The organism is Flavobacterium arabinosi, from assembly GCF_048158725.1.
Classification (GTDB): domain Bacteria; phylum Bacteroidota; class Bacteroidia; order Flavobacteriales; family Flavobacteriaceae; genus Flavobacterium; species Flavobacterium arabinosi.
Genome location: NZ_JBLNKX010000006.1, coordinates 198,008 through 216,619, shown reverse-complemented (window position 1 = coordinate 216,619; position 18,612 = coordinate 198,008). Strand labels below are relative to the sequence as shown.

General features: G+C 32.2%; 17 protein-coding genes. 7 read left to right on the top strand and 10 right to left on the bottom strand.

Features of this window, described 5'->3' with window-relative positions:
• The first annotated feature begins 69 nt into the window (after positions 1-69).
• The 5 genes from ACM55K_RS13600 to ACM55K_RS13580 all read left to right on the top strand — a co-directional run bounded on the left by ACM55K_RS13600 (position 70) and on the right by ACM55K_RS13580 (position 6,497).
• Positions 70-498: a hypothetical protein gene (locus ACM55K_RS13600; protein WP_416850818.1), complete on the top strand. Its 429-nt coding sequence runs from the start codon at positions 70-72 to the stop codon at positions 496-498.
• The gene (locus tag ACM55K_RS13595) at positions 488-1,891 is read left to right on the top strand and encodes an exopolysaccharide biosynthesis polyprenyl glycosylphosphotransferase (RefSeq protein ID WP_416850817.1); all 1,404 of its coding nucleotides are present in this window, start codon (positions 488-490) and stop codon (positions 1,889-1,891) included. The genes ACM55K_RS13600 and ACM55K_RS13595 overlap by 11 nt, the downstream gene beginning before the upstream one ends.
• Positions 1,892-1,910: 19 nt before the next feature.
• A complete protein-coding gene (locus ACM55K_RS13590; protein WP_416850816.1) occupies positions 1,911-2,114 on the top strand; it encodes a hypothetical protein in 204 nt (67 codons plus the stop codon).
• 157 nt (positions 2,115-2,271) lie between these two features.
• Entirely contained in the window at positions 2,272-3,303 is a 1,032-nt protein-coding gene (galE, locus tag ACM55K_RS13585) for a UDP-glucose 4-epimerase GalE (protein WP_416850815.1), read from the top strand.
• Between the two features lie 11 nt (positions 3,304-3,314).
• Positions 3,315-6,497 carry a chemotaxis protein CheB gene (locus ACM55K_RS13580; protein ID WP_416850814.1) on the top strand — a complete coding sequence of 1,061 codons (3,183 nt, stop codon included), beginning with the start codon at positions 3,315-3,317 and terminating at the stop codon, positions 6,495-6,497.
• A gap of 695 nt (positions 6,498-7,192) precedes the next feature.
• On the opposite strand, the gene ACM55K_RS13575 is transcribed toward ACM55K_RS13580, so the two are convergent.
• The 10 genes from ACM55K_RS13575 to ACM55K_RS13530 form a co-directional block, all read right to left on the bottom strand.
• The gene (locus tag ACM55K_RS13575) at positions 7,193-7,690 is read right to left on the bottom strand and encodes a DUF6691 family protein (protein ID WP_416850813.1); all 498 of its coding nucleotides are present in this window, start codon (positions 7,688-7,690) and stop codon (positions 7,193-7,195) included.
• Between the two features lie 11 nt (positions 7,691-7,701).
• A complete protein-coding gene (locus tag ACM55K_RS13570; protein ID WP_416850892.1) occupies positions 7,702-8,265 on the bottom strand; it encodes a YeeE/YedE family protein in 564 nt (187 codons plus the stop codon).
• Positions 8,266-8,367: 102 nt separating this feature from the next.
• Complete coding sequence (locus ACM55K_RS13565; protein ID WP_416850812.1) at positions 8,368-8,937, bottom strand: TlpA family protein disulfide reductase; 570 nt, start codon at positions 8,935-8,937, stop codon at positions 8,368-8,370.
• 55 nt (positions 8,938-8,992) lie between these two features.
• A complete protein-coding gene (locus ACM55K_RS13560) occupies positions 8,993-10,201 on the bottom strand; it encodes an MFS transporter (protein ID WP_416850811.1) in 1,209 nt (402 codons plus the stop codon).
• 95 nt (positions 10,202-10,296) lie between these two features.
• On the bottom strand, positions 10,297-10,602 hold the full coding sequence (locus tag ACM55K_RS13555) for a DUF202 domain-containing protein (protein ID WP_416850810.1): 306 nt from the start codon (positions 10,600-10,602) through the stop codon (positions 10,297-10,299).
• Positions 10,603-10,876: 274 nt separating this feature from the next.
• Complete coding sequence (locus tag ACM55K_RS13550; RefSeq protein WP_416850809.1) at positions 10,877-11,197, bottom strand: rhodanese-like domain-containing protein; 321 nt, start codon at positions 11,195-11,197, stop codon at positions 10,877-10,879.
• A 14-nt stretch (positions 11,198-11,211) separates the two neighbouring features.
• Entirely contained in the window at positions 11,212-12,627 is a 1,416-nt protein-coding gene (locus ACM55K_RS13545) for an MBL fold metallo-hydrolase (protein WP_416850808.1), read from the bottom strand.
• An 896-nt stretch (positions 12,628-13,523) separates the two neighbouring features.
• Positions 13,524-13,763, bottom strand: coding sequence for an ImmA/IrrE family metallo-endopeptidase (locus tag ACM55K_RS13540; RefSeq protein WP_416850807.1), 240 nt, complete (start codon positions 13,761-13,763; stop codon positions 13,524-13,526).
• Positions 13,739-13,987 carry a hypothetical protein gene (locus ACM55K_RS13535; RefSeq protein WP_416850806.1) on the bottom strand — a complete coding sequence of 83 codons (249 nt, stop codon included), beginning with the start codon at positions 13,985-13,987 and terminating at the stop codon, positions 13,739-13,741. The genes ACM55K_RS13540 and ACM55K_RS13535 overlap by 25 nt, the downstream gene beginning before the upstream one ends.
• Before the next feature lie 115 nt (positions 13,988-14,102).
• On the bottom strand, positions 14,103-14,330 hold the full coding sequence (locus ACM55K_RS13530; RefSeq protein ID WP_416850805.1) for a hypothetical protein: 228 nt from the start codon (positions 14,328-14,330) through the stop codon (positions 14,103-14,105).
• A 345-nt stretch (positions 14,331-14,675) separates the two neighbouring features.
• Here ACM55K_RS13530 and ACM55K_RS13525 point away from each other — a divergent pair, with 345 nt between their 5' ends.
• Together ACM55K_RS13525 and ACM55K_RS13520 are read left to right on the top strand one after the other, a co-directional pair.
• Positions 14,676-18,146, top strand: coding sequence for a PAS domain S-box protein (locus ACM55K_RS13525; RefSeq protein WP_416850804.1), 3,471 nt, complete (start codon positions 14,676-14,678; stop codon positions 18,144-18,146).
• Positions 18,143-18,556 carry a response regulator gene (locus tag ACM55K_RS13520; protein ID WP_416850803.1) on the top strand — a complete coding sequence of 138 codons (414 nt, stop codon included), beginning with the start codon at positions 18,143-18,145 and terminating at the stop codon, positions 18,554-18,556. The genes ACM55K_RS13525 and ACM55K_RS13520 overlap by 4 nt, the downstream gene beginning before the upstream one ends.
• The last annotated feature ends 56 nt before the right edge of the window (positions 18,557-18,612 follow it).

Below are 18,612 nucleotides of genomic sequence, written 5' to 3'. Positions count from 1 at the left end.
TAATTTTTCCTTCTACAAATTTATCTTAAGCAATAAAAGCACTTATTTACTAAAATTAAATAGTACAAAATGTCTAAAAAAATAGTTCTATTCCTATTATTTTTTGTAATTGCTACCGTTTTTTATTTTTCCTGGTTGTCAGATCCTAGTTTGGAGAGTGAAACCTATTTACCTAAATGGCTTTTGAACTGGAGTAATGATTATTATAATTTACGTACTGCTATTCCTTTTGTAGTTGTAGGTTTCCTATTAGAAGCCTATACGGAACACATTCGTTCAAATCCAATAAATCATAATAAAAATTCAAATTTCATGCAAAACATAGGTATTGCAACAATTATCGTTTGCATAGCCGAAGGAGGACAATTTTTAATTCAAAAAAGAAATCCAGATTTAATGGATGTTTTTTTTGGAATACTAGGAAGTTTCATAGGAGGACTAGGATATTATTTGGTTAGTATAGTAATGAACTTTAAAAGATTAAGAAATGCGAAATAGACATAAATTCTCCTTCATAATTAGCTGTGCTGTTGCAGACATGGCTGCTATGGTATTGGGTACTATGATATTTTTGAAGTTTGCCACTGAAGCGGATGTTACTTGGAATGCTTTGTTTGTTAATAAAATGATTCCAATTACGATATTGAGCTGGTTATTTTCAGTTTCCTATTTCCGATTGTATCGAATGGATGCCCTTTATTTTAGTTTAGAAGATTTTTTCCGCAATAGTTGGCGTGCGTTTTTGATACAAAGAATCCTTTGGTATAGTTACATTTATTTTTTTTATGATTATAAACTATACTTCTTCGGAGGTAATGCCAATTTATTGCAATTGAGCTTTTTGCTTTTCTATTTTTTGTTATCCAGAATTCTGTTTACCCTAGTAATAGTAAAAATTAAAAGATGGGTTGCTAAACGTTATACAGTTGCAATATGGGGGTTTAATAAAACGAGTATTGAATTAGCGTCTCATTTGGAAACCAATTCCTATTTTATCCACTTTGTGGGTATTCTCAACGAAAGTTCGTCATTGAATCATGAGACGCAAGATGATTTTACCACTGCACTTTCTAATGCTATTAATAACGCATCTGAAGAGAATATCAGTGAGTTATACATTGTGGCAAAGCCTGATTTTATTTCAGATTTGAATTATTTCTTTGAACTTGGAGATAAGCTTTGTATGCGTTTAAAATTCGTTCCTGATTTTTCATCCATTTCAAAACATCATTTTAGTGTAAACAATTTTAATAATTTCCATGTTATATTACCCCGTAATGAACCACTACAAAATGCTTACAATCGGTTAACCAAAAGAGCGTTCGATATTGTTTTTAGTATACTGGTCATTTGTTTAGTCTTGTCATGGCTGTATCCTTTATTGGCATTTCTTATTAAAAAACAAAGCAAGGGTCCTGTATTATTCAAACAAATGCGAACCGGTAAAAAAAATGAACCCTTTTACTGTTATAAATTCCGAAGCATGTTCATCAATGTGGGTGATGAAAGCCAACAAGCTAAAAAAGAAGATGCCCGAATCACTCCAATTGGTAAATTCATCCGTCGCACTAGTTTGGACGAGATGCCTCAATTTTTCAATGTTTTGATAGGGAATATGAGCGTTGTAGGACCGCGCCCTCACATGATTAAGCACACAACAGATTACAATGGACATATTAATAATTTTATGGTGCGTCATTTTGTCAAACCTGGAATTACTGGTCTGGCCCAGGTTTCGGGTCTTAGAGGAGAAACTAAAAAAGTTTCTGACATGAAACGCCGCGTGACTACAGACATCGAATATGTACAGCGTTGGAGTCTCATCACTGACGTTAAAATATGTTTTCTAACAGTTATAGTAACCTTGAAAGGGGATAAAAATGCTTTTTAAATTTTAAAAAATAGAAATTATGGACTTTACTAATTATTTTATTGGATTACTCACAGGAGTTTCAATAACTGCCTTTTTTATAGGTAAAGAATTGTATAAATATTATACAAAATACACGATTCAACAAAAACAGTTGGATAGAATTTTGAAATTGAATGATAAAATTCAAAAATTCAAAAATTTGAAGTCAGTTAAAACGCCAAATTTTAATGCTAGCATGTAGGTTTGTTTTCTTGTCTGTATTTTTCCACGGATCCTCGTGGATTGAAAAGAATCCAGAACGTACATTAAGTCAGCAATAGATTATTTATATAAATCAATCTATTGTTTAGGGAATACTCTTGATAATATTTATTTGAATGTAATTAATAAAATGAATTATGAAAATAGTAGTGTCAGGAGGTTTAGGATATATTGGTTCTCATACTGTTGTCGAATTACTGAACGAAGGTTTCGAAGTTGTCATTATTGATGATCTTTCTAATTCATCCGTTGAAGTTTTAGACGGAATTATACGGATCACAAAAAAGATTCCAATATTCGAAAATTTTGATTTAAGAGAGAAAAACAAAGTGCAGCAATTCTTTAAAAAGCACTATGATGTGGCAGGATTCATTCACTTTGCTGCTTCAAAAGCAGTTGGAGAAAGCGTCCAAAAACCGTTGTTGTACTACGAAAACAATCTAGCTCCCTTAATTTATATTTTACAAGAATTACAAGAAAAACTTGTAGCTAATTTTATTTTTAGTTCCTCTTGTACCGTTTATGGTCAGGCAGAGTCCATGCCAATAACTGAAATGGCTTCCATTCAACCAGCGGTTTCACCTTACGGGAATACCAAACAAATCGGAGAAGAAATTATCAAAGACGTTGCAAAAGTAAGTAGCTTAAATGCTGTTTTGTTACGTTACTTTAATCCAATAGGTTCACATTCTTCCTTAGAAATAGGAGAATTACCTCTTGGAATCCCTCAGAATCTAGTGCCTTATATTATGCAAACAGGTATGGGCTTACGTAAGGAATTATCCGTTTATGGAGATGATTATCCTACGATTGATGGTACTTGTGTTCGCGATTATATTCATGTTGTCGATGTAGCAAAAGCGCATGTTATTGCCATTCAACGATTGATAAATGGAAAGAATCTAGAACAGGTTGAAATATTTAATCTAGGGACAGGTAGGGGAAGTTCTATATTAGAAGTAATTCAAACTTTCGAAAAAATTAGTGAGCAAAAATTACCCTACAATATTGTAAATCGAAGGAATGGAGATGTAGTCACGGCTTATGCCAATACTGAAAAGGCCAATGCCATTTTAGGATGGAAAACAAAATTAACTTTAGAAGATGCTATTGCAAGTGCCTGGAATTGGGAAAAAAAGATTCAAAAAGAGAAATTTAAATCACTGTAATACAATGTTTTATGAATGACAAAGAACCCAGCTATATTATCGCTATCGGTGCTTCAGCCGGAGGCTTGGAAGAAATAAACACTTTTTTCGAGTACACACCTCTTGATGGGGTAGCTTATGTCATTGTACAGCATTTATCACCAGATTTTAAAAGTCGTATGGTCGAATTATTGTCAAAGCATAGCCGTCTGTTAGTTAAGGAGGCTATGCAAGGAATGATTGTTTGTACCAACATAGTCTATCTTATTCCAAATGATAAGTTTATGACTATAAAAGACGATAGACTCTATTTGACGGATAAAGACAAAATACGTGGTCCGCATCTCACAATAAACACATTCTTTAATTCTCTTGCGGCCGACAGTGGCAAAAAAGCGATTGGTATTATACTTTCAGGATTGGGTTCGGACGGCAGTGAAGGCATCAAATCTATAAAAGAAGCTGGCGGAATGACTATTGCACGAAATCCGGAATCAAGCAAATTTAGCAGTATGCCTAGCCATGCTATAGCTACCGATATGATTGATTTTATTTTGGAGCCTCAATTTATGCCAACTGCTATAGAGTCATATGTGAAACAAAATGATGAAATATCTGAAAGCAATAAATCGGATGAGAAAAACATCAGTGCAATTATTGACTATATACACCAAAAATTGCCTTTTGATTTTTCAGATTATAAAATGACAACCATACTCCGACGGACTAAAAGAAGAGCTGCATCGGTTAATATTTATAATCTCAAAGATTATTTGCTCTTTTTGAAGGATACTCCCGAAGAAGTCAAGGTTCTGTCTAAAGATTTTCTGATCAGTGTCACTTCATTCTTTCGGGATCCTGAAGCTTTTGAATTCGTACAAAATACAGTTTTGCCACGAATACTGGAAAATCTCTCGCCTAATGACGAAATTAAGTTGTGGATAGCTGGTTGTGCCACAGGTGAAGAAGCATATTCTATGGCCATTTTGCTAAAAGAACTCTTAACAGGGAAATTTAAGGACACTATTGTCAAAATTTTCGCAACCGACATTGATTCGGCTGCATTACTCTATGCGGGTAAAGGGATTTATGCTTCTGATAGGATAAAAGGCATTAGTCAGAAACGACTTAAACAGCATTTTAATTTTGACGGAAACAATTATGTAATTAAGGCTGAAATTCGCGAGATGCTGATATTTGCACAACATGACCTGGTAAAAAATCCACCATATTCCAACATGCATTTCATTAGTTGTCGTAATTTGTTGATATATATGACACCTGTTCTTCAAAAAAAAGTATATACTATGCTTTTATTCGGACTTAAAACAAATGGCTTCCTATTTTTGGGCTCAAGTGAGAATCCATTAATAATTATTGACAATTTGCAAATAATCAATAAAAAGTGGCGTATTTATAAAAGCCTCAAAGATAAACGCTCTCCTAAAATTGATACGTTTGTATTGCCTGAACTCATTAATTTACGACAAATTACAACAATCAAGAACGAGATTTCTAAAAACATGAATAATTCTTTAACGGAAACAATAAACATAACTCTTGCAAATCAGATAGGATATCTCGCTATTTGCGTGGATCAGGAAAACACGGTAATCAAATCGTATGGAAATACCTCAAAATATCTACTGGCGAAAAATTTTAATACAAATCTCCCTGAATTATTGCCGCGCGCATTGGCAGTGGCCTATAATACACTGAGTAAAGAAGCCTTAAAAAATGAAGAACGCACATGTGTAAAAGGTATATTTGTCAAGCATAATGATGCGGTGATGGAAGTAAACCTGTCCGTAAACCCAATTTTGATTGACGGTCATCAACAAAAAGGCTTGATTGTAATTTTTAATGATGATGAATCATCTCGCCCAACAAAACAGGAATACCCTATATTTGATGAGATAACCTATAACGAAAGTTATACTCAAGCATTAGAAGCAGAATTAAAAGAAGTTAAAAATAAGCTTCAGGCTTCTTATGACAAATTAGACGCATCCAATGAAAATATGCAGTCTTTTAATGAGGAGTTGATTTCTGCCAACGAAGAAATGCAAAGTACTAATGAAGAGATGCAATCAGTTAATGAAGAGTTGCATACTATAAATACCGATTATCATTTAAAAAATAAAGAACTGCTGGAAATCAATGATGACCTTAATAACTATTTCAGGAGCAATATAAACGGACAACTTTTTATTGATAATGATTTGAAATTGATGAAGTTTTCGCCTGGTGCAGTAAAGCACATCAATTTGCTAGATACTGATATTGGGCGTCCAATCAACCACATATCAACAAATATAAAATTTGATACCATCATTGAAGATACAAGGTTGGTCTTGGAGAAAGGGATTGTAATCAATAAGGAAATTGAAACGAATAATGGGAAATGGTATCAAGTGATGATAATGCCTTACGTTCAGTCAAGTAATAAGAATAATGGAGCTATTATTACTTTTAATGATATCACCGAACTGAAAAAAACGCAGTACGAACTTAATAAAAAAAATCAGAGTCTTACACGCATTAACACAGACCTTGACCATTTTATACATGCTGCATCACATGATCTCTTAGCCCCTCTGGGTAATATCGAAGGGAGTATTGAAATGTTGAATGATATAAAAATATCAGACTCCAACTTCTCAGAATTTTTATTTATAATCAACAGTTCAATCAAGACATTTCGGGAACTGATAACCGATATATCTATAATAGCCAAAGTGGAAAACGATATGGTTGAAACAGAAAAAGTCGATCTCGACGAAATCATAGACAATATAGAATGGAGTCTGAAAGACAAAATCGCACTATCAGGAGCAAAAATCACACGGCAATTTAAGATTAAAGAAATCCTTTTTTCTAAGAAAAATTTGCGAAGTATATTATATAATCTTATCTGCAACTCTATAAAGTTTAGAAGCGAACAACATCCAATAATAACAATCAATGCATTGCAGGAGGGTAATTACTGCGTTTTAACAGTATCCGATAATGGCATTGGAATCTCTGAAAAAGGACTCCCTAAAATTTTTGATATATATGGCAGACTGCATCAAGATATTGAAGGCAGTGGCATTGGCTTATACCTTGCAAAAAAAATAATTAATGCAGCGGGAGGTAACATCATTGTAGAAAGTAAACTGGGAGTAGGCACAAAATTTATTATTTATATGAATCAAGAATTGATTGAAGCGTGATTTAATAAGTCAGTAAATATAGATCCGCTTTTTATAAAATGATTTCTATGCTGATTATTCCTAAAAGTTTCTTGCAAATTCTAGGGATATTGAACACCCAATTCCAATTTAAAGTGACCAACTCCATTTTATTAAAAACTACTTTTTTATTAATTTTTTCAAAGCTTGATTCATGGACTTCAAATAAAGAAACATGCTTCTTTGCCGTATTTCTAGAGAGCTATAAGTAGCTATTTCATACCATTACAATAGAATTTAATTACTTTTCTAATTTTATTGATGTCAGATATTTTGGTGCCATAATCCGTATTTTTTTAACAAATGTATCATTCTAACAACATGAAATAATTAATAGTCTTAGTATCTAATTTTCCTCAAAATTTGGTAGTCAGTTTACTCCGAAACTGCTGATCACTTTAAATTGGATAGTGGAGTAAATTTCTGTAATCAGATGGAGTTCCGCTGGTTTCCAGAATTTTCCATTTCATTTTGCAAAATCGCTTTTTTCTAGGCATCGATATAAAGAGAATCGAGTTTTATATCACTATTTTGAAACCAAGAAGTAACCGTTGAATTGAAAAACAAAAAAAGAAAACTGTTATTGCCAAGAAAAGAATAGTCGTAAACAGATAGATTAATCTATTTACAAGCAGTTTTAATTGGACTATGTTTTGTTTTTCTGAATTCATACTTTTTTAATGAGGCAGTTTATCTCTAAAATAGCCATATACCCAGGTTCCCGCTACAGCAGATAACAAAGTAACAATCATTACGGTAGCGCCAGTTCCAATTTGTGCAAATAATGGACCAGGACAAGCTCCTGTTATGGCCCAACCCAATCCGAAGAGAAGCCCGCCGTAAATTTGTCCTTTGTTGAAAGTTTTGTCGTGGAATTCAATTTTTTCTCCATAAATGGTTTTAATATTGAATTTTTTTATCAGGAAAATAGATAACATTCCTACCACAACGGCACTTCCTATGATACCATACATATGAAAGGATTGAAAACGAAACATTTCCTGAATGCGATACCAGCTGATCACTTCGGCTTTGATGAAAACAATTCCAAACAATAAACCGATGACTAAGTATTTTAAATTATGATACCACTTGTGTTCTAATTGACTCTCGTTGACACAAACGGTGTCTAAGGAACGAGTTTCGAAATCTGTGTTTTGATCTTTATTTTGCATGTTAGAAAGTATTAAATAGAAAGTATTAAAGGTAAAATTATATTTGCCATAATCAATCCGCCTACAAAGAAACAACAGGTTGCAATCAATGAAGGCAATTGTAAATTAGACAAACCGGAAATTGAGTGGCCACTGGTACAACCTCCCGCATAACGAGAACCGAAACCAATTAAAAATCCACCAACAACCATCATGAAAAATCCTTTGAGTGTAATTAAATTTTCCCATGAGAAGAGTTGTTCGGGTAACATTCCGTTGATATTTGTAACTCCATACGATGCTAATTCTGTTCTTAGGGTATCGTTTATGATAATTGGATCTGGATTTGACAAAAAATTAAATGCCAAAATACCTCCCAATAAAATACCGACTACGAAAAACATATTCCAGATTTCTTTTTTCCAATCGTATTTGAAAAAGGTAATATTTGCCGGTAAGCACATGGCGCAAGTGTGACGTAATGAAGCGCTAATTCCAAAAGATTTATTTCCAATAATTAATAACGCCGGAACTGTAAGTCCAACTAATGGGCCTGCAATATACCAAGGCCAAGGTTGTTTGATGAATTCTAAAATTTCCATGTTTGTTGATTTAGTACTGCAAAGATTATATTTATAAATGAGTAGTTGTGTTACTTTTGTCACACAATAAAAAAAATTAAAAAAATTACATTGATTTTATTTTCTAATGTAATAATCTAACTTTTCTCGGAACGAATCACTATTCCAATTTGCAGTTCCAATTTTAACTACAATCACATTCCCTTGTTTGTCAATAAGATAAGTGGCTGGAATTGTAGCTGATTCCATTTCCATAGGAGGATTTGTAACGGATTGATAGATAGGAAGCGTTAAATTTTCTTTAAATAGAAATGCATTTGCTTTTTCAAAAGAATCAGTTGTCACAAACAAAAAGACAACTTTATCCTGATAGTCAGCATATAATTTTTGCATACTTGGCATTTCAGCAATACAGGGCGGACACCATGTGGCCCAAAAATTAATGAATATTATTTTTCCTTTGTATGCTTCTAATGTCACATTTTTACCGCTAGCATCGACTAATTGCCATTGGTACGTGGAAAGCATTTTTTGATCTGTTACAGCAATTGTTTTGGGCGAAAAAGCAATTAAGCGGTTTATTTCTATTTTTACAAAAGTGCCCAAAGGACTAAACAGAAGCAGTGCTATAAATGCTATAAAAGCAATGTTTTGTATCGTTGATTTTTTTGGTGTTTTCCAGTTCATTTTTTTTTTGAATCATTATTTTCTTAAAAGATATGATTTTTAGGGATTTATTACTTTATAAATTGTCTTTTGGCATTCTGATTTCAATAATTAGGGAAGATGCGATTGTTATAAAGCCGATCAATATAATTGCATAATTCACTCCAAATAAATCAGCTGTTATTCCTGAAATAATCGCGCCTATTGCATATCCTAAATCCCTCCAAAGCCTAAATGTACCAATACTTTCCGCTCTTTGAGTTGGGTTTGTGGCTTGTGCAATCGCTGATAAAAAAGTAGGATAGACCAAGGCCGTTCCAAATCCCAGTAACGCGGAAATAGTTGCTAATTGATACATTTCGGTACTAAAAGGAATAAAAAGAATCGCAATTCCCTGTAGTAACATTCCCCAAAACAACATCTTTTTTTTCGAATATATATCCGACATTTTTCCGGTTATCAATTGTCCAAAACCCCAAACGGTAGGATAAATGGCAGTTATAATTCCAATATTCTGAGAATCATAATTCAAAGAAAGCAATACAATAGGCAACAGTCCCCAAATCATACCATCATTCAGATTATTGACCAATCCTGCTTGGGTCACAGCACTTAACGTTTTGTTTTTGAATGTGGTTTCCAGAAAAATATTATCTAATTTTTCAGTTTGATTGGTTGTGTTTTCTTGGTGTACAAATATTCTGGTATCTTTTACAAAAAGCAAAGTCAACAAAAAACCAATTATCGAAATTCCAATTCCCAGATAAAAAGGGTAAGGCGTAATTCCATATTTTTGTGTAATATAGCCTGACAGGTAGGCGACTAAACCAACGGCAAAATAACCGGCAAATTCATTGAGTCCCATCGCCAGTCCACGATCCTTTTCTCCAACTAAATCAATTTTCATCACCACCGTACTGCTCCAAGTGAGTCCTTGACTAATTCCCAACAGAATATTGGCAAAAATCACCCAATTCCATGATTCAGCATATATTAGAATAAAAGGAATAGGTATTGCCAGAATCCATCCAAATAAAAGTAAATTTTTTCTCCCGAATCGATTCGCAAGCTTACCCGTAAAATAATTGGTAATGGCTTTAGTGATTCCAAAGGCAGTTATAAATGAAAGAATAGCCGTTTTTGAAGCAATGCCAAATTCAATTTCGGCAAATTTTGGAATAATAGTTCTTTCCATTCCTATCATTCCGCCAACAAAGGCATTGACGATGACCAAAATGGTAAATTGTTTCCAATTTTCTCTCAGCCCAAGTTTGGTTGTATTCATATACAATTGTTGAATGGTTTATTTTTAATCCAAAAAAGAACTACTGTTTTTTAATTTATTCTGGAGGTAAGACATTAAAAAGATTTAGACTAGCATCATTCATAGTATTCTAATTGGTAATCACCAATGTGTTTTTTGTTTTCTGATATCGATTTTTTATGCTTGAAATAGTTTAGAGTTCCAAGTAACAGTATCACGAATGAAATGACAAACAGCGCTATTTCAATCAGGAAACTATTTTCAACTTTTAATAAATTTCGCAAACTCAATCCTGCAATTAAAAAGTACATTGCCGTTCGCAAAAAGGCAAGAAAAGTAGATTGATTTGCGAGTACTGTTCGTTGTAACGCTAATCGCTCCCTTAAAATTAAGTCTTTGTTTATAGCTTTTGTATCTTTCATTTCAGTTTTTTTTCGAATTAATTTCAAAAGGTAGTCCCGTAGTTTTGTTAAATTCAAAGTAATAAATTCATTAGGATCTCGTAAAAGACTATCAAATTTACTTCTTTATTTAGATCAGTTTGAAAATCAAATGTTTTTAGGAGATTTTACGAACAGATTAAAAATTAAATCCTCTCTTATTCCTTTCAACTTTAGATTTTAAAATAAATAATTGGTGCAGTTTAAAACAATACTTTTTTGTTTTAAACTGCACATTACTTTAAATATTTATTGTCTAAATTTTATTTATTATGTCATTTACATCCATCCAAGTACCACCATTAGTGATATTTTTAAACCCATTTTGTTCCAAAATCAATTTGGCTTGACCGCTGCGATTCCCGCTTCGGCAGAACACAATAACATGTTCTTTTCCTTTAAATTTAACCAATTGATTCGGTATTTGATCCAAAGGAATATTTGTTGATCCTTTTACGTGACCTTCTGCAAATTCTGCAGGCGTGCGAACATCTACAAGGAACGCGCCTTCTTTTACTAATTTTTCCATTTGTGTTGTGTCTTTTTTTGAAAACATATTTTTAAAAATTCCGAACATAATTAGTTGTTTTATTATTTTAATACTTTGCTTTGACAAACGAAATCGGTCTTTGGAACAGTCGTTTTAGCTATTGCTCCAAAACCACCTTCAATTTCTGTAAAGTTTCTATACCCTCGTGCTTGCAAAATAGAAGCAGTCATCATACTGCGGTATCCTCCAGCACAATGAATGTAAAAATGTTCCTCTGGATTGATGTCTTTTACCCATTCATTGATGTACGCTAATGGTCGGCTGTAGGCTTCATCAACATGTTCCGCTTCATACTCACTTTCTTTACGAACATCGATTATTTTGCATTCGCCAATTTTTACTTCTTTTGCAAATTGCTCCGCAGTGATGCGATTTATAGTATCGATTTCAAAACCGGCTTTTTTCCAAGCTTCAAAGCCTCCTTGTAAATGTCCTATTAAATTATCAAACCCAACTCGGGTCAATCGCGTTACAGTTTCTTCTTCAAATCCTGGCTCAGTGACTAAAATGATTGGTTGTTTCACATCGGCAATCAAAGCACCAACCCAAGGAGCAAAATCGCCATTGATACCAATGTTTATGGATTGTGGCACATAACCTTTTGCAAAATCACCATTATCTCTCGTGTCTAGAATTAAAGCACCGGTTTCTTCCGCTACAGCTTCAAATTCACTTGCATTAATCGGTCTCATTCCGTTATTGAAAACATTTTCAAAGCTTTCAATTCCTTTTTTGTTCATAGCAACGTTCATCCCAAAATAGGCTGGAGGAGGCAATAAACCTTCAGTAACTTCTTGCACAAATTCGGCTTCAGTCATATTGGCGCGCAAAGCATAATTTGTTGCTTTTTGCTCACCAATGGTTGAAACAGTTTCTTTACTCATGTTTTTTCCACAAGCAGAACCCGCACCGTGAGCCGGATATACGATTACATCATCAGCCAGAGTCATTACTTTGTCTCTTAACGAATGGAATAATATGGCTGCTAATTCGTTTTGAGTCATGTGGGCAGCTTTTTGAGCTAAATCTGGGCGACCAACATCACCAATGAATAAAGTATCTCCAGAGAAAATGGCGTGGTCTTTTTCGTTTTCATCGATTAATAAGTATGAGGTACTTTCCATTGTGTGACCTGGCGTGTGTAACACCTTTATTTTGATGTTGCCAATTGCAAATTCCTGGTGGTCTTTGGCAGAAATAAATTCAAATTCAGGATTGGCATTGGGGCCATATACAATTGCAGCACCTGTTTTTTTACTCAAATCTAAATGTCCGGAAACAAAATCAGCGTGAAAATGGGTTTCGAAAATGTATTTTAGTTTCACACCGTCTTTTTCTAGCCTTTCCATATAAGGTTCTGTTTCACGAAGTGGATCAATAATGGCAGCTTCACCATTTGAAGTAATATAGTAAGCACCTTGTGCTAAACATCCGGTGTATATTTGCTCTATTTTCATTTTCTTAAATTTTCGTTATTTAATTATAATACAAAGATATAGCATGAATTTAAGGAAGATAGTGACAAATGTTACACAACAAAAAAAGTTGCTGTAATTGTAAATTTTTTAAAATATAATTCTTGTGTTTTCTGGGGATTGTAACGCATAACTAATTTTAAAAAATAAAAAAACACCAGCTATTCAACTGGTGTTTCTATCATTAATTAATAGTGATTTAATATTTATTTTGATATGGTGTTTTGTTCTGCTACTTCCCGATGCAGAAATTAGCAGCCCGGTGTTTACTGGGGTTTGCAGATCTTGAGGTACAAATAAGGTACCGATCTGAACAAAATAACACGAAATAAAAACAAACAAACATTTATCCATTATTTCAATTGAAATATAGCATTCTGTTAATCTGTAATAATATCTTTTCTAAGAACACATTAATCCAATAGTTGAAACAAATGTATAAAATATATTTGATTGAAAAGCTGGTTTAATTATATTTTGAGTTGACCCTGTCGGGACAATTTTCGAACCTTTTTTTAGATGATTTGAAGCTTTTGAGCCAGATATCATCAATTTTATAAAGCTAACGAAAATATTAAATTTTATTCTCAACACTGTATCCACGCTAACTTAGTATATCCAATAAGCATCTCCCACTTTTGGGTGGGCACGTATAAAGAGACATATATGTATAAGTTTAATATGGTAATCATTCTAAGGTTTAAATTCATTTAATAGTTTTTTGAATGAAAAATATCTACTATCCTTCAATAGATTTCTTGCAATCAATCTCATCTTGATTGATTCTTTTGAAGCATGGAATTTTTAAACTTAATTAATTTAATAAACTATGAACCAATAATTGATTAACAGGTTGCTTATCCAAATAAAGATAATTTTTATTTATTCTCTCTTTTACAAAAAAAAGTTGTTACTTCTCTAATTAACGGGTTAATGGGGATTAATAAATGACTTGCAAAAATATTTGCCTGTATTTCTAATCTAATATTATTATTATTATTATTCAATTCCGAAACTCTAGAATTCAATGATAGAGTGTAATCAACGTCCTCCCTTTTTTCAATTCTATTCTCTAAGAGTTTAGTATGTAATATTAAATGACCAATTTCATGACACAAAGTAAACCTAAATCTATTTCTTCTAATTCTGGATTGACATATATTTTAAGTGGATTAAATTCACTCTTTCCTAGAATACCGTTTTCCTTTTTTGTAAAATCAAAAGTTATTGGATACCTTGAAGATATAAATTTACATAATTTATGAGTATCTAAAATGAAATCATTATGAATGTCATAAGTGTATAATCTGTCAACGATTTCTTCAATCCTCTCTTCCGTCAAGTATGGGATTTTTAAGAACTTCTCCTTATATAATAAACATCTATTATGCCAAGCTCCTGAATTAAATTAGCTATGTGATTGAAGGTTATATTTCCTATTTTGGCTAGAAATGGTTCTATTTCATTATTTTCAAAATCAATGATGTTTTTTGAAGTTTTTTTCTGTAATCTATCCAATCTAATTGATTATCACTTTTAACTTTAAGCAAACCAATTTTTAAAGATTTTGCAATATTGATTGTGTTTTTTGCAAATCCTTTATTTGTTACAATAATTCCTTTGGTATTATGTCTACCTATTTGATTTACTTTAGAATCAAATTCAATTTCTTCTACAGCTACCAAGAGAAACGTATTTTGTAAAAGTACTTCAGAAGGAAAATTGGGAGTCGTAAAACTGATAAAGAAAGAATAGGTTTAAAGTTCAGTTCGTCTAGTCCTAGATTATAAGGTGCAAATTTATTAGAAAAAATAAAAAAACCTATTAGAGGAATGTTTAAGAATAATTTATTAATTTTTCTTAAATTTTTATTTATCGTGTAATAAGTGTTATTTTGTAAAAATCCCAAATTACTGCTGCAATTTATTGTTGTATAATTAATTAGTAAAAAATCTATGCTATTATTAAAAAACCAAAAAAAACTAATAAAATTATTTAGCACCCTTGATTTTCAACAAGAGTTTAATCTTATGTTATCATTTGCGTCGGAATTATGTGAAGTTCCGTGTGGATTTATATCTATTATTGGTATTGATCACCAAATTATTAAAGCCAGAATAGGTTTTGAGACTTTGATTGTCCCTGAAAATATGTTATTATTCATTGAACCAATTATTAATCATAAAAAAAAATCTATAGTTTACGATATCAATCAAGATGTTAGATATCATTCAAATCCTTCTCCTTTTTCTTTTTTTGCAGGATTTCCTATCTGTATTAATGAAAGTTTAGTCATAGGGACTCTTTGTATCGTGGATACAAAGCCTAAAAATCTCTCTCCGATACAATTAAAATCTTTAGAGTGTTTTGTTGTACAAATTCAATCTTTTTTGGAATTATATATTCAAAAGGAGGAATTTAAAAAAACAATAAAACAGCAAGAAAATCAACTCCAACTATTTATTGATAATTCGAAAGAAATTTTATACGAGCTTAATCTTGAAGGAATATTCACTTATGTGTCAAAAAACTTGATTACTTTTCTTGGTCGTGAAGCTGATGAAATTACAGGAAAAAACATTGCTTTATTTATTCATCCTGAAGATATGGGAATGTGCATTAATCATATGAATAATGTAGTTGAAACGGGAAAAAGTGAAAATGAACTTATTTATCGAATTTTGCATAAATACGGACATTATGTATGGCATTCTTCCAATTTAAAATTTTTAGAAAAAGAAGGGAATGCTATTTTTATTGGAAATTGCAGGGATATTACAGAACACGTTGAAACACAACAAAAGCTTTTACTACAAAAAGAATTTTACGAAAAAATATTAGACAGACTACCAATAGATATTGCCGTTTTTGACAGCAATTATAGATATACTTATTTGAATCCTGCTGCCATTAAAAATAATGAATTGCGAAAATTTATTATAGGAAAAGATGATTTTGAATATGCAGAATATACAGGAAGAGATAACATATTTGCAAAAAACCGACGTGCTAAATTTATGGTGGCTCTAGAAGGTAAAGAAGTTATAGAATGGGAAGATAGAATTCAGCGTCAAAATGGAGAATCGACTTATCACACCCGAAAATTTGCACCAGTTTTTCTTGAAGATGGATCTCTTGAAATGATGGTAGGTTTTGGGGTTGATATAACAGAGAGTAAAAAAAATCAAGATGAAATCTTTAAAAGCAGACAGCTAACCAAGAGTATTATTAAGAATGTAGCGACCGGGATTTTGGTACAGGGTCCCCAATCTGAAATATTTGAAAACAACAAAGCGGCTTGTGAAATGTTAGGACTTACCGAGGATCAGCTACTTGGTAAAACCTCTTTTGACGAGCATTGGAAAGTAATTCATCTGGACGGTTCAGAATTCTTGTCTGAAGAACATCCAGTACCTCAGGCTATACAAAAATTAAAACCAATAAACAATGTCGTTATGGGGGTTTATCGCCCTATGCTTAATGATTTGGTTTGGCTGTTGGTTGATGCTATACCTGTATTTGGAGATTTTAATGAGTTACTCTATGTAATATGTTCTTTCAACGATATAACGGCACAAAAAAATGCGGAAGATGCTTTAAAAATTAGCAATGAGCGTTTTATTTATTCCAGTGAAGCTACTTCTGATGCACTTTGGGATTGGAATATGATTACTAATGAAATTTTTGTTGGAGAAAGTTATGCCGCACTTTTTGGGCACCGATTTGAAAATAATATTATAACAGGACAAAAATGTGAGAATTTTGTTCATCTAGAAGACAAAGATGCCTATTACGAAAGTATAGATAAGTGCATAAATAGTGATATTTACAGATGGTCAGAGGAATACCGTTATCTAAAATCGGATGGTACTTATGCTTATGTAAAAGACAAAGCTGTGATTATACGAAATGATAAGGGTGAGGCAGTTCGTATGATTGGAGCGATGCAAGACATTACCAATGAAAAAAAGTTAAAAGATGAATTGCAGCAAAGTGAAGAACGATTCAAAGGAGCATTTGAACACTCAGCTGTAGGAATGGCTATTGTGAATCTAGAAGGCTTTTGGATGGAAGTGAATAGCCGATTATGTGAAATATTAGGTTATACCAAAGAAGAGTTTAAAACATTGACATTTGAAGAAATTACTTATTGTGAAGATTTGGAAAAGGATTTAGCAAATAAAAAAAATTTAGATTCAGGAGAAGCATCTAATTTCAGTATGGAAAAAAGGTACATCCATAAAAACAAATCTTTAGTTTGGGTGAACTTATTTGTTTCTATTGTACGAAACAATTTAGGTAAAATCGAACATTATATTCCACAAATTATTGATATCACAGAAAGAATAAAAATCGAAGTCGAAAATAAATTATTAACGGATGAAAACAATAGAAATAAAACTATTCAACTGAATGAAGTTAAAAATATGTACCGCCTTTTGGCTGATAATACAATTGATTTGGTTTGTTTGCACAATTTAGATAGCTCTTTTCAATATGTTTCTCCATCAATACAAAAACTATTGGGTTATACTCCTGAAGAGTTAATTGGTAAATTACCTCAAGAATTTGTTCATCCTGAAGATATTGAAATACTTCTAAATTCTATTCGTCGTTTTGTAACTGAAGTAGAAGATGTGTCGGTAAGGGTAAGGTTTAAAAATATAGAAGATAATTATTTTTGGTTTGAAACTAAAGCTATTTTAGTAAAAGAAAATGGTATTCCGATAAGTTTTCAATCCAGCACGAGAGATATTACACAGCGAAAAGAGGCCGAAGAAATTGTCGAAAACACATTGATTCAAGAACGCGAATTAAATGAGTTACGGAGTAATTTAGTTTCTACTATCTCTCATGAATTTAGAACACCAATGACTACCATCCGAGCAAGTGCCGAACTGATAGCCATGTATCTGGAAGGGTATAATTTTGAAAATTCTATTCATGTTGAAAAGAGAGTAAATATAATAACCGAAGAAATTGACCGAATAGTAGAATTAATGAATGCAGTATTAACTATTTCTAAAGATGATTCAGGTAAAACAAATTTTAATCCAGTTAAATTTGATTTAAAACAAGTTTGCATTGATGTAATTGAGACCAGTTATAGCAGTCAAAATGATAAAAGAAAGGTTCAAACAACATTTGCAGGAGATACATTTTATGTATTTGCAGACAAAAAATTAATGGAATACTCTATTCTCAATCTCTTAAATAATGCTTTTAAATATTCAGAAGGATTTGGAGATATTATTCTTAATCTTTTTACCGCAAATGGTACAACTGTTATTGAGATCATCGATTTTGGAATAGGAGTTCCTGAAAAAGATCAATCAAAATTATTTAATACTTTTTTTAGAGCGAGTAACACGGAAGGGTTACAAGGAACCGGTTTGGGACTTTATATCGTTAAAACCTTTACCGAAAAAAACTTGGGAACTGTTCAATTAGAGAGTCAATTAGGAAAAGGGACAAAAGTGACACTAAAATTTCCAGTATGACATTAATCGAAACTATGGCTAAAATATTGATTATTGATGATGAAGTAAAACTAAGGGAAACCATTTGTGAATTACTTTCTTTTGTAGGATATGATGTTCAAGAAGTCCAAGATGGAAAGGAAGGATTAGACAAAGTCAAACAATTTAAACCGAACCTCATTATATGTGACATTATGATGCCTATAATGGATGGATACGGTTTTATGGAAAAACATCAAATTTCTAATTACTCGGATATTCCCGTTATATTCCTCACTGCTAGGGTGGAGCGGAAAGATGAAGAAAGAGGTCTTGTTTTAGGAGTCAAAGGCTACCTTAAGAAACCTTTTATTTTGAAAGAACTAAAGCAGCTTATAGAATATCATTTATCACTTGAAAAACTGTATAAAAAAAATGTTGAAGCGCTCTAATTTATAGGTATCGTGACTATTTATCTTACTGTAAATAACTATAGGAAAATTATTTC

Excerpts from the sequence above, each read along its gene's own strand:
- ACM55K_RS13565 (WP_416850812.1), bottom strand. The coding sequence starts at position 8,937 with ATGAACTGGAAAACACCAAAAAAATCAACGATACAAAACATTGCTTTT.
- ACM55K_RS13600 (WP_416850818.1), top strand. The coding sequence starts at position 70 with ATGTCTAAAAAAATAGTTCTATTCCTATTATTTTTTGTAATTGCTACC.
- ACM55K_RS13590 (WP_416850816.1), top strand. The coding sequence starts at position 1,911 with ATGGACTTTACTAATTATTTTATTGGATTACTCACAGGAGTTTCAATA.
- ACM55K_RS13555 (WP_416850810.1), bottom strand. The coding sequence starts at position 10,602 with ATGAAAGATACAAAAGCTATAAACAAAGACTTAATTTTAAGGGAGCGA.
- galE (WP_416850815.1), top strand. The coding sequence starts at position 2,272 with ATGAAAATAGTAGTGTCAGGAGGTTTAGGATATATTGGTTCTCATACT.
- ACM55K_RS13545 (WP_416850808.1), bottom strand. The coding sequence starts at position 12,627 with ATGAAAATAGAGCAAATATACACCGGATGTTTAGCACAAGGTGCTTAC.
- ACM55K_RS13520 (WP_416850803.1), top strand. The coding sequence starts at position 18,143 with ATGACATTAATCGAAACTATGGCTAAAATATTGATTATTGATGATGAA.
- ACM55K_RS13525 (WP_416850804.1), top strand. The coding sequence starts at position 14,676 with ATGTTATCATTTGCGTCGGAATTATGTGAAGTTCCGTGTGGATTTATA.
- ACM55K_RS13580 (WP_416850814.1), top strand. The coding sequence starts at position 3,315 with ATGAATGACAAAGAACCCAGCTATATTATCGCTATCGGTGCTTCAGCC.
- ACM55K_RS13560 (WP_416850811.1), bottom strand. The coding sequence starts at position 10,201 with ATGAATACAACCAAACTTGGGCTGAGAGAAAATTGGAAACAATTTACC.
- ACM55K_RS13575 (WP_416850813.1), bottom strand. The coding sequence starts at position 7,690 with ATGCAAAATAAAGATCAAAACACAGATTTCGAAACTCGTTCCTTAGAC.
- ACM55K_RS13550 (WP_416850809.1), bottom strand. The coding sequence starts at position 11,197 with ATGTTCGGAATTTTTAAAAATATGTTTTCAAAAAAAGACACAACACAA.
- ACM55K_RS13595 (WP_416850817.1), top strand. The coding sequence starts at position 488 with ATGCGAAATAGACATAAATTCTCCTTCATAATTAGCTGTGCTGTTGCA.